Consider the following 11,905-nt stretch of genomic DNA (forward strand, 5'->3'; position numbering starts at 1 on the left):
GTCACGCTGACTTCCTCTCAATCAGAGGGGCTCAGAGCTGAAGGTCTGTCCCCAAGCATCCAGAAAAGTTTGTTCGTCAACATCGGCGAGCGCACCAACGTGACCGGCTCCAAGGCCTTCGCCCGCATGGTCCTGGGCGGCCACTACGAGCAGGCGCTCGCGGTGGCGCGGCAGCAGGTCGAAAACGGCGCGCAGGTGATCGACATCAACATGGACGAGGCCATGCTGGACAGCAAGGCGGCCATGGTCCGCTTCCTGAACCTGATTGCCAGCGAGCCGGACATCGCCCGCGTGCCGATCATGGTCGATTCGTCCAAATGGGAGGTGATCGAGGCCGGGTTGCGCTGCGTGCAGGGCAAGGGCATCGTCAATTCGATTTCGATGAAGGAAGGCGAGGCGCAGTTCAAGCACCAGGCCAGGCTGGTACGCCGTTACGGTGCCGCGGCGGTGGTGATGGCCTTCGACGAAAAGGGCCAGGCCGACACCTACGAACGCAAGATCGAGATCTGCGAGCGAGCGTATCGCATGCTGGTCGACGAAGTGGGTATCGCACCCGAAGACATCATCTTCGACCCCAACATCTTCGCCATTGCAACCGGCATCGAAGAGCACGACAACTACGCTGTCGACTTCATCAATGCCACGCGCTGGATCAAGCAAAACCTGCCCGGCGCCAAGGTGTCGGGCGGCGTGAGCAACGTGAGCTTCAGCTTCCGCGGCAACGACCCCGTGCGCGAGGCCATCCACACCGTGTTTCTGTACCACGCGATTCAAGCGGGCATGGACATGGGCATCGTCAACGCCGGCATGATGGGCGTGTACGACGACCTGGAGCCCATGCTTCGTGAGCGGGTGGAAGACGTGGTGTTGAACAGGACGCCGGCCTACACGGCCGGCGAGCCGCAGCTCACAGCTGGGGAGCGCCTGATCGAAGTGGCCGAGAACGCCAAGGGCGCCGCGAAAGACGACAGCGCCAAATTTGCCTGGCGCGCCAAGCCGGTCGACGAGCGGCTCGCGCACGCGCTGGTGCACGGCATCAACGACTTCATCACCGAAGACACCGAAGAGGTGTACCAGCGCATCAAGGCCGCCGGCGGCCGCCCGCTGCACGTGATCGAAGGCCCGCTGATGGCTGGCATGAACGTGGTCGGTGACCTGTTCGGCCAGGGCAAGATGTTCTTGCCGCAGGTGGTAAAGAGCGCCCGTGTGATGAAGCAGGCCGTGGCCCACTTGCTGCCCTACATCGAAGAAGAAAAGCGCTTGCTGATCGACGCAGGAGGCGAAGCAAAAGCCAAGGGCAAGATCATCATCGCCACCGTGAAGGGCGACGTGCACGACATCGGCAAGAACATCGTCACCGTCGTGCTTCAGTGCAACAACTTTGAGGTGGTGAACATGGGCGTGATGGTGCCCTGCCAAGACATCTTGGCGCGCGCCAAGGTGGAAGGCGCCGACATCATCGGCCTCTCGGGCCTCATCACCCCAAGCCTTGAAGAGATGCAGCACGTGGCCGGCGAGATGCAGCGCGACGACTACTTCCGCATCAAGAAAATTCCGCTGCTGATCGGGGGGGCGACCACCAGCCGCGTGCACACGGCGGTGAAGATCTCGCCGCACTATGACGGCCCGGTGGTCTACGTGCCCGACGCGAGCCGCAGCGTGAGCGTGTGCAGCGATCTGCTCTCCGACGAAAAGGCCACGGCCTACATCGCCGAACTCAACGCCGACTACGTGCGGGTGCGCGAGCAGCATGCCAACAAGAAAGCCACGCCACTGGTCACCCTTGCCCAGGCGCGCGCCAATAAAACGCCTATCGACTGGAAGAACTACACCGCGCCTGCACCCAAGTTCACCGGGCGGCGCGTGTTCAAGAATTACGACCTCGCCGAGCTCGCGCCCTTCATCGACTGGGCACCCTTCTTCCAAACCTGGGACCTGGCCGGCGCCTACCCCGCCATCCTCACCGACGAGATCGTGGGCGAGTCGGCGCGGCGCGTGCACAGCGACGGCAAGAGCATGCTCAACCGCATCATCAAGGGCCGCTGGCTGCAGGCCAATGGCGTGATCGGCCTCTACCCGGCCAACACGGTGAACGACGATGACATCGAGATCTACAGCGACGAATCGCGTACCGACGTGTTGATGACCTGGCGCGGCCTGCGCATGCAAAGCGTGCGCCCGGTCGTGGACGGTGTGATGCGGCCCAACCGCTGCCTCTCCGACTTCATCGCCCCCAAGGGCTCGGGCGTGGCCGACCACATCGGCCTCTTCGCGGTGACGGCCGGCCTGGGCACCGAGAAGAAAGAGCAGCAGTTTCTTGACGACCACGACGACTACAGCGCCATCATGCTCAAGGCACTGGCCGACCGCCTGGCCGAAGCCTTTGCCGAGCGCATGCACCAGCGTGTGCGCAAGGAGTTCTGGGCTTATGTGGCCGACGAAGGCCTGAGCAATGAGGAGTTGATCGCCGAGAAGTACCACGGCATCCGCCCCGCTCCCGGCTACCCCGCCTGCCCCGACCACACGGTGAAGGGCGACATGTTTCGCGTGCTGCAGTGCGCCGATATCAACATGGCGCTAACCGAAAGCCTGGCCATGACACCGGCCGCCAGCGTGAGTGGCTTCTACCTGTCGCACCCCGAGGCGGCCTACTTCAATGTGGGCAAGATCGGTGACGATCAGGTGCACGACTGGTCGCAGCGCAGCCAACTCGACGTGAGCCAGGTGCAGCGCTCCCTGGCCGCCCTGCTCTGAGCTGAGACGCTCCGCGCAGCGGCACGCGTTGCCGCCACTTACAAACGATTCATCTGCATGCAAGACCCGCGCATTCCGTCACCATTTGCGCGGTTGCAAGACGTAAGCGTTCCTGGGAATGCCAACTATTCACGCATTCCCCCTTCTTCCAACCCAAAGAATCTCGACCCAAGCGCTGGTACGCCTTCTGCGTGCCTTTCGCCTGTATCAGAACGAACAACGGGGGAGGGACGCCATGAACGCCATAGTTCAACAAAAGAGGGGCCTGCGCATGTGGGCAGATCGTTGCCGGCGCGCCGGCGCCATTGCGCTCATCGCAGCGCTGGCGGCATGTGGCGCAGGCAAGGAAGACGACGCGCAACAAACGTCGACCAACCTGCCACCCACCGGCACTGACCGGGTGGTGTCGCGCGAAGCCGCCGCACGCTTCCTCACCCAGGCGACCTTCGGCCCGACCGACGCGTCGGTGCAGCGCGTGATGGAGATCGGCTACAGCGCATGGATCGACGAGCAGTTTGCCAAGCCCGTCACCTCGCATCAGACCACGTGGAATACGCTGGAGGCAGCCGCCAAAGCGGCGAACCCGGACGCTTCGGCAGGGCAAGACGGCCTGCTTCATTCCTTCTGGCGCGGTGCCGTCTCGGGTGAAGACCAGCTGCGCCAGCGCGTGGCGTTCGCGCTGTCGCAGATCTTCGTGATCTCTATGCAAGACGCCAACGTGGGCGACAACCCCGGCGCCGCAGCAAACTACATGGACATGCTGGCCACGCAGGGCATGGGCCGCTACCGCGACCTGATCGAAACCATCTCGCTGCATCCGATGATGGGCCGCTACCTCACCTCGCTCGGCAACCGCAAGGCTGATGCGCGCACAGGCCGTGTGCCCGACGAAAACTACGCCCGAGAAATCATGCAGCTTTTCAGCATCGGGTTGCTGCAGCTCAACATCGATGGTTCGGTGCGCATGAACGGATCGGTGCCGGCCGAAACCTACACGCCAGCCGACATCGCCGGCCTGGCCCGCGTGTTCACCGGCTGGAGCTGGGCCTGCCCAGTGGCCCCCACCGCCACCAACAGCACCTGCTTCTTCAACGGCTCGGTCAACGTCAACGGCACGGCGAGCTCTGATCCGCAGCGACTCACCAAGGCGATGATCAGCTACCCGCAATACCACGCAACGGAAGAAAAGCGCTTCCTCGGCGCAGTGATCCCGGCCAACACTGCCGGCCCTGCAAGCCTGAAGACGGCGCTCGACACCATCGCGAGCCACCCCAACGTAGCCCCCTTCCTCGGCAAGCTGCTGATCCAGCGACTGGTGACGAGCAACCCGAGCCCCGCCTATGTGCGCGATGTGGCCCAGGTGTTCAATAGCTCGGGCGGCAACATGCGCTCCGTGGTCAAGGCCATCCTCATGCACCCCGAGGCGCGTGTGATGTCGGCCAGCGAGGGCAAGGTGCGCGAGCCTGTGCTGCGGCTATCGGCCTTCCTGCGCGCCTTCCATTTTACGTCTGACAGCGGCTACTACCGCGTGGGCAATACCGACAACCAGGGCACACAACTCGGCCAAACCGCGTGGCGCTCACCCACGGTGTTCAACTTCTACCGCCCCGGCTATGTGCCGCCAGGCTCCAGCACCGAGGCAGCGCGGCTGGTGGCACCCGAGCTGCAGATCGCACATGAGACGACCGCTGCCGGTTATGTTAACTACATGCGTGACAACGTCTCGGGCGGTGTAGGGCAGAACCCGGGCGCGCCGACCAACCGGCGCGACCTGCAGCCAAACTTCAGCGCTGAGATCGCACTGTCGGACAAGCCCACGGTAGCCAACCCCACCGACTTGGTCGAGCGTGTCAACGCCAAGCTGATGTACGGCACCATGCCCGCCGCGCTGAAGACCCAGATCACGGCCGCGGTGGCCAGCATTCCGATTCGCACGAACAGCCAGGCCAACACCGATGCCGACAAGCGCAACCGCGTGAACGCCGCCATCTTCCTGGCACTGGTTTCGCCCGAATTCCAAGTTCAGAAGTGACGCGAGAGGCACACCCATCATGACCACACACAACGCTTCCCGCCGCCTCTTCCTGCGCCACGCCGGCGCCCTGTCGACGCTGGGCTCGGCCGCCGCACCGCTGGCGCTCAACCTGTCGGCCATCAGCTCGGCCGCGGCGCAGTCGGCCACCGACTACAAGGCCATCGTCTGCATCTTCCTGTTCGGCGGCAATGACTCGATGAACATGGTGCTGCCCACCGACACCGCGTCGTGGACCAACTACACCGCGGTGCGCAACCAGGCACCTGAATCGATCGCGCTGCTCGCCCCCGGCACGGCCGCCATGGCCGGTGCAGCCGCTGGCTCGCCAGCGCGTCTGGGCGGCGTGCTGCCCATCACCCCCATGCGCACACAGGGCCGCACCTTCGCGCTGCACCCGATGATGGGCACGCTGCAGACCATGTTCGGCACAGATCGGCGCCTGGCCATCTTGCCCAACGTCGGCCCGCTGATCCTGCCCACCAACAAGATCCAGTACAACACCGGCTCGCACCCCAAGCCGGTCAACCTGTACTCGCACAACGACCAGCAGAACACCTGGCAGTCGTTCAAGCCCGAAGGCTCGACTCAAGGCTGGGGCGGCCTGATGGGCGACCTGCTGGCCTCGCAGAACGGGCGCGCAGTGTTCACCTCCATCTCAACCTCGGGCAACAACGTGTGGCTCTCGGGCCAGACGGTGCGCCAGTACCAGGTGGGCTCCAACGGCGCCATCCGCATGGGCACCAACGGCGCCGACCAGATCTACGGCTCCACCGCCGTCGGTGCAGCAATGAAGAGCATCGTGTCGGCCAGCCGCGGCACGCACCCCTTCGAAGCCGACGTGGCAACCGTGGCGTCACGCTCCATCGACGCCGAAGAAACCTTGCGCACGGCCATGAAGCTGCCGAGCGATCCCTTGTTCGGCACGCCGGCCACCAACTACAACCCCAACAACGACCCCAAGCTGCAGTACGACAACCCGCTGACGGGCGCCAAGGCATTCAACGGCTTGGCCCAGCAGATGCAGGTGGTGGCCCGCATGATCGACGCGAGCAGTGCAGCAGGTGTGTCGGCTAAACGCCAGGTGTTCTTCGTCAGCATGGGCGGCTTCGACACCCACGACGCGCAAAACCGAGGCCATGCCGACCTGTACGCGCGACTGGCTCAGGCCATGCGCTACTTCGACACCACGCTCGCGGGCATGGGCGCGGCTAACAAGGTCACCACCTTCACCGCTTCCGACTTCGGACGCACCTTCACCAGCAATGGCGACGGCACCGACCACGGCTGGGGCGCTCACCACTTCGTGATGGGTGGCGCGGTCAACGGCGGCGACCTCTACGGCAACTTTCCGGTGCTCGGCGCGAAGAACGCCGGCAACAACAATTTCGACAGCAGTGACGACCAGTTGGGCAACGGCGCCTTGCTGCCCACCACCTCGGTCGATCAACTCGGCGCGACCCTGGCCAAGTGGTTCGGCATCAGCGACAGCGATGCGCTGACGGTGTTCCCTCACCTCAAGGACTTCACCCTGCGCGACATGGGCTTCATGAAACCGGGTTGATGCCGTCTCGCCGATGGCCCGCGACACTTTTGCACTGAACAAGGCACCTCGATGACTCTTTCTTCCTCTCCCTCCGACACCACCTCACCCGGCGCCGTGCCAGCCGCCAAGGCCAACCCACTGCTTTGGTGGATGGCCGGCGGCGTGGCCTTGCTGGGTGCGGGCGCCACGGCGGCCGTGCTGGTGGCCGGGCCGAAGCACGATGCGCCTGTCGCAGACGCCAAACCCGCCCTCGTCAAGACATCCACTGGCAGCAAGGCCACCAAAGTTGCTGCCGCGTCGGTGTGCGCCGCGTGCGGCACGGTCGAGAGCGTGAAGGCTGAGAAGCACAAGGGCGAAGGCACCGGCCTGGGCGCCGTGGGTGGCGCGGTCGTGGGTGGCGTGGTCGGCCATCAGATGGGCGGCGGCGACGGCAAGAAAGCGCTCACCGTGCTGGGCGCGGTGGGCGGCGGGTTCGCCGGCCACGAGATCGAGAAACAGGCTCGCAGCACCACCGTCTACCAGGTGCAGCTGCGCATGGACGACGGCAGCACCCGCACCATCACGCATGCCAGCGCACCCGCCGTGGGCGCGCGATTCGAAGTTCAGGGCCAGCAGCTCAAGGCGCTGACCGCCAAGGGCTGATCGGCTTCAGCGTCGACTCGCTTCATTGCGCCGCGAGCACGCGGCGGTACTGAATGGCCTCGGCCAGGTGGCTCACCTGAATGGCGGCACTGCCCTCCAGGTCGGCCACCGTGCGCGCCATGCGCAGCACGCGGTGGTAGCTGCGGGCTGACCAGCCAAGCCGCGCCGCAGCAGCCTGCAAAAAGCGCACACCTGGGTCGTCGAGTGCGCAGTGCTCGTCGACCAAAGCCCCTGTGAGTTGCGCGTTGGAGCAGGCCTGCCGCGCCCATGCACGCGCGCGGGCACGCACAACCCGCTCGGCAATCTGCGCAGTGGGCTCTCCATCGGCTGCCGCGGCGAGTGTGTGTGGTGCAACCGCAGGTACTTCAACCTGCAGATCGATGCGGTCGAGCAAGGGGCCGCTGATGCGGCCCTGGTAACGCAGCACCGCATCGGGCGTGCAGCGGCAAGCCCGCAGCGGGCTGCCAAGGTGACCACAAGGGCAGGGGTTCATGGCCGCGATGAGCTGAAAGCGCGCCGGGAATTCCGCCTGACGCGCCGCACGCGAAATGGTGATGCGGCCGGTTTCCATCGGCTCACGCAAGGCTTCGAGCGCCGCGCGCTGGAACTCGGGCAATTCATCAAGAAACAAGACCCCGTGGTGCGCCAGCGATATCTCGCCGGGCCGCGGCGGCGAGCCGCCACCGACCAGCGCCACCGCAGACGCCCCGTGGTGCGGCTGCCGGATGGAGCGTACCCCCCAGCGCTCGGTGGTGAAGCTGCCATTGAGGCTGAGCACCGCGGCCGATTCCAGCGCTTCGTCTTGCGACAGTGGCGGCAGCAGGCCGGCGAAGCGGTGCGCAAGCATCGACTTGCCGGTGCCGGGCGGGCCCACCATCAGCACGCTGTGGCCCCCGGCAGCCGCCACCTCTAGTGCCCGCTTGGCGCCCGCCTGGCCCTTGACCTCGCGCAAATCGGGCAAGCCCGCGACTACCGGTTTCAACACCACCTCAGCGCGCGGCAACTCGGTGCGCAGCGCGGCATCGCCGGGTAGCAACGCCTGCACCACTTCAAGCAAGTGACGAGCGCTGTGGATGACCAGGCCGTCAACCAGCGCCGCCTCTTGCGCGCTCTCGTGCGGCAGCACCAACGCACGAGCCGCCGCAGCACTGACCAGGCCTGCCCGCCGCAAGGCCAGGCCCATGGCGAGGGCGCCGCGCACCGGCCGCAGGTCACCGGCAAGTGACAACTCGCCCGCGAATTCATAGCGCGCCAACTGCTGCGCATCGATCTGCCCGCTGGCCGCCAGAATGCCCAGCGCGATCGGCAAGTCAAAGCGGCCGGTTTCCTTGGGCAGATCGGCGGGGGCCAGGTTGACGGTGATCCGTTTGTTGGTCGGAAATGAGAGCCCGCTGTTTTGCAGCGCCGCGCGCACCCTCTCCCGCGCTTCCTTTACTTCGGTGTCGGCCAGGCCCACCAGCGTGAAGCTGGGCAGGCCATTGGCGAGGTGCACTTCGACCGTGACGGCATGCGCGTCAAGGCCGTCTAGCGCGCGGCTGTGGATCACTGCGAGTGACATGTGCTTGTGCTCCCTGTGGCGGTGACATGACTGCCCCGCTTTTTATTGGTGGGCTCGAATTGTGCCGCCCGGGGGCCGCGGCGCCCACCCGCAAAAGGGTTGCCTGCCAAGACGCACCTCAATCGTGCGCAACGGTTCCGAACCCCTGACAAAGCACTTAAGCGGTGCAAATTCAATGGGTTTCCCGCCCACAAATCCCGAGTTGGGGCATCACGCCCCAAAACGACCATGGCACAAAAGCTGCAAATCCCCCCTCCGACCCATCCCCCACCACGTTGAACGCGGAGAACATCACATGCTGAAGAAGTCCCTCTTGCTCCTGGCCGTCGTTGGCTCAGCTTTGCCCGCAGTCTCTTTTGCGGAAGAAGCGGCCAGCCCTCTTTCTTTCAACATCGGCGCCGTCAGCGACTACCGCTATCGCGGCATTTCGCAGAGTCGGCTGAAGCCAGCCATTCAAGGCGGCGTTGACTACGCCATTCCCGGCGGTTTCTACGTCGGCACCTGGGCTTCTTCCATCAAGTGGATCAAGGACGCCGGCGGCGGCGCCAATGCGGAAATTGACTTCTACGGTGGCTACAAGACCGAAATCGCCAAAGACCTGACGCTCGATGTGGGCGTGCTGACCTACCAGTACCCGAGCCACGACCTCGCCGTCAGCCCCAACACCACCGAGCTCTACGGCGCCCTCACCTACGGCCCGGCCACGCTCAAGTACTCACACAGCGTGACCAACCTGTTCGGCTTCGACGACAGCAAGGGCAGCAGCTACCTCGACCTGAGCGCCACGTTCGACGTAAGCGGCATCCTCCTTACGCCCCACGTGGGCTACCAGAAGGTGAAGAACTACAGCACGGCAAGCTACACCGACTACTCCTTCACCGTGGGCAAAGACTTCTCGGGCCTGCTGCTGACCGCAGCCCTGGTTGGCACCGACACCAAGGACGTACCTGGCTCCTATGCGTACGTGAGCCCAGACGGCAAGAACCTCGGCAAAGCCACGGTCGTGCTCGGCATCAAGAAAACCTTCTAACCCACCCACAACCTCTGGAGATGACCATGAAGATGGTGACTGCCATCGTCAAGCCTTTCAAGCTTGACGAAGTTCGTGAGGCTCTGAGCGCCATTGGCGTTCAAGGCATCACGGTGACCGAAGTCAAGGGCTTCGGCCGCCAAAAGGGCCACACCGAGCTGTACCGCGGTGCGGAGTACGTGGTCGACTTCCTGCCCAAGGTGAAGATCGAGGCCGCAGTCGACGATGCACTCATCGACCGCGTGATCGAAGCCATAGAGAACGCAGCCCGCACCGGCAAGATCGGCGACGGCAAGATCTTCGTTTCACCGCTGGAGCAAGTGGTTCGCATCCGCACCGGTGAGACGGGCAAGGACGCGCTCTGAAGCGACATAAAAGAGACAACCAACCATGAAAAAACTCATTGCAACCCTCGCCCTGGGCCTCGCGGTTCTGGGCTTCAGCGGAGCCTCGTTTGCACAAGCGGCTTCTGCGCCCGAGGCCGCTGCCTCGGTAGCGGCAACCGCTTCCGCGCCTGCTGCCGGAGCCATGGCTGCGGCACCTGCTGCCTCGGCCGCTTCGGCCGCAGCGGCACCCGTCGCCAACAAGGGCGACGTCTCCTGGATGATCGTTGCCACCTTGCTCGTCATCATGATGACGGTGCCAGGCCTGGCCCTCTTCTACGGCGGCCTCGTGCGCAGCAAGAACATGCTGTCGGTGCTGATGCAGGTGTTCGTGACCTTCTCGTTGATCGTCGTGCTGTGGATGGTCTACGGCTACAGCCTGGCCTTCACCGAGGGCAACAAATTCATCGGCGGGCTTGATCGCCTGTTCATGAAAGGCATGTTTGACGCGGCCACAGGCACCTTCGCCATGGGTGCGACGTTCAGCAAGGGGGTCTACATCCCTGAGCTGCTGTTCGCTGCCTTCCAGGCCACCTTTGCCGGCATCACCTGCTGCCTGATCGTGGGCGCCTTCGCCGAGCGCATCAAGTTCTCGGCCGTGCTGCTGTTCATGGCGCTGTGGTTCACCTTCAGCTACGCGCCTATGGCCCACATGGTCTGGTTCTGGATGGGTCCTGACGCCTACTCCGCAGCCGGCGTGGTCGACGAGATGAACGCCAAGGCCGGCCTGATCTGGCAGTGGGGCGCGCTCGACTTCGCAGGCGGTACTGTGGTGCACATCAACGCCGCTGTAGCGGGCCTGGTCGGTGCCTACATGATCGGCAAGCGCGTGGGCTACGGCAAGGAAGCCTTCACGCCGCACTCGCTGACGCTCACGATGGTCGGTGCTTCGCTGCTGTGGGTGGGTTGGTTCGGTTTCAACGCCGGCTCGGCGCTCGAAGCCGGCAACAGCGCTGTGCTCGCCTTCATGAACACCTTCACCGCCACCTCGGCTGCCGTGCTGGCCTGGTGTATCGGTGAAGCGCTGATGAAGGGCAAGGCCTCGATGCTGGGTGCAGCATCGGGTGCAGTGGCTGGCCTGGTGGCCATCACCCCGGCCGCCGGCAACGTCGGCCTGATGGCCGCGATCATCATCGGCTTCATCGCTGGTTTCGCCTGCCTGTGGGGCGTGACCGGCCTGAAGAAGATGCTGGGCGCTGACGACTCGCTCGACGTCTTCGGCGTGCACGGTGTGGGCGGCATCGTCGGTGCTCTGCTGACCGGTGTGTTCAACACCCAAGCGCTGGGCGGCCCCGGCCTGGTGGGCGATTGGGTGACGGCTTCGGTCATCTCCAACCCGATCGGCACGCAGGTCTGGATCCAGCTCAAGGCTGTGCTGCTAACCATCGTCTGGTCGGGTGTGGTCTCGCTGGTCGCCTTCAAGATCGTCGACCTGGTGATCGGTCTGCGTGTTCCGGAAGAAGACGAACGCGAAGGTCTGGACATCACGTCACACGGCGAAACGGCTTATCACCAGTAAGCACGAGCTTTTCGCCAAGCTGAAAGGGCCACCGCACGGTGGCCCTTTTTTCATGGTCGCGTGATTTGTCGCACGCTCTGTCAGCTGCCCTGGCTTGCACTGGCGCCAAGCAGCCTCATGTGCCTAGAATTCTCAATCTTTCGCTGTCTTTCGGGCCCCGCACATGGTTCCTCACCTCATCACCGCACTCACCGGCCCGATCAACGAACTGGAGCAGCGCGTTCTGGAGTCGCTGCCCGCCATCGAGCGCTGGTTCCGGCTTGAGTGGATGGAGCACACGCCGCCGTTCTACACCTCGGTCGATTTGCGCAACGCTGGCTTCAAGCTGGCGCCGGTCGACACCAACCTCTTCCCTGGAGGCTTCAACAACCTCACGCCAGAGATGCTGCCGCTGGCGGTGCAGGCGGCCATGGCGGCCATCGAGAAGATCTGCCCCGAGGC

At 64.5% G+C, this 11,905-nt stretch carries 9 protein-coding genes; 8 read left to right on the top strand and 1 reads right to left on the bottom strand.

From position 1 onward, the window contains the following. Window positions 1-6: 6 nt before the first annotated feature. From metH to AC30QB_RS02860, 4 genes are all read left to right on the top strand, one after another. Window positions 7-2,754: a methionine synthase gene (gene metH, locus AC30QB_RS02845; RefSeq protein ID WP_489544685.1), complete on the top strand. Its 2,748-nt coding sequence runs from the start codon at window positions 7-9 to the stop codon at window positions 2,752-2,754. Window positions 2,755-2,989: 235 nt separating this feature from the next. Then, a complete protein-coding gene (locus AC30QB_RS02850) occupies window positions 2,990-4,786 on the top strand; it encodes a DUF1800 domain-containing protein (RefSeq protein WP_489544678.1) in 1,797 nt (598 codons plus the stop codon). Between the two features lie 19 nt (window positions 4,787-4,805). Then, window positions 4,806-6,350, top strand: coding sequence for a DUF1501 domain-containing protein (locus AC30QB_RS02855; RefSeq protein WP_489544679.1), 1,545 nt, complete (start codon window positions 4,806-4,808; stop codon window positions 6,348-6,350). A gap of 51 nt (window positions 6,351-6,401) precedes the next feature. After that, the gene (locus AC30QB_RS02860) at window positions 6,402-6,974 is read left to right on the top strand and encodes a glycine zipper 2TM domain-containing protein (protein ID WP_489544680.1); all 573 of its coding nucleotides are present in this window, start codon (window positions 6,402-6,404) and stop codon (window positions 6,972-6,974) included. 22 nt (window positions 6,975-6,996) lie between these two features. Here the strand turns inward: AC30QB_RS02860 and AC30QB_RS02865 are convergent, their stop codons facing one another. Beyond that, entirely contained in the window at window positions 6,997-8,532 is a 1,536-nt protein-coding gene (locus AC30QB_RS02865) for a YifB family Mg chelatase-like AAA ATPase (protein WP_489544681.1), read from the bottom strand. Window positions 8,533-8,827: 295 nt separating this feature from the next. Here AC30QB_RS02865 and AC30QB_RS02870 point away from each other — a divergent pair, with 295 nt between their 5' ends. From AC30QB_RS02870 to AC30QB_RS02885, 4 genes are all read left to right on the top strand, one after another. Beyond that, window positions 8,828-9,562, top strand: coding sequence for a TorF family putative porin (locus AC30QB_RS02870; protein ID WP_489544682.1), 735 nt, complete (start codon window positions 8,828-8,830; stop codon window positions 9,560-9,562). A gap of 26 nt (window positions 9,563-9,588) precedes the next feature. Further along, window positions 9,589-9,927, top strand: coding sequence for a P-II family nitrogen regulator (gene glnK, locus AC30QB_RS02875; protein ID WP_201809505.1), 339 nt, complete (start codon window positions 9,589-9,591; stop codon window positions 9,925-9,927). Between the two features lie 25 nt (window positions 9,928-9,952). After that, window positions 9,953-11,464 carry an ammonium transporter gene (locus AC30QB_RS02880; protein WP_489544683.1) on the top strand — a complete coding sequence of 504 codons (1,512 nt, stop codon included), beginning with the start codon at window positions 9,953-9,955 and terminating at the stop codon, window positions 11,462-11,464. Window positions 11,465-11,627: 163 nt separating this feature from the next. Beyond that, a partial coding sequence (locus AC30QB_RS02885; RefSeq protein WP_489544684.1) for a glutamate--cysteine ligase occupies window positions 11,628-11,905 on the top strand: 278 nt, incomplete at its 3' end.

Source organism: Rhizobacter sp., from assembly GCF_046595475.1.
GTDB lineage: Bacteria > Pseudomonadota > Gammaproteobacteria > Burkholderiales > Burkholderiaceae_C > Rhizobacter.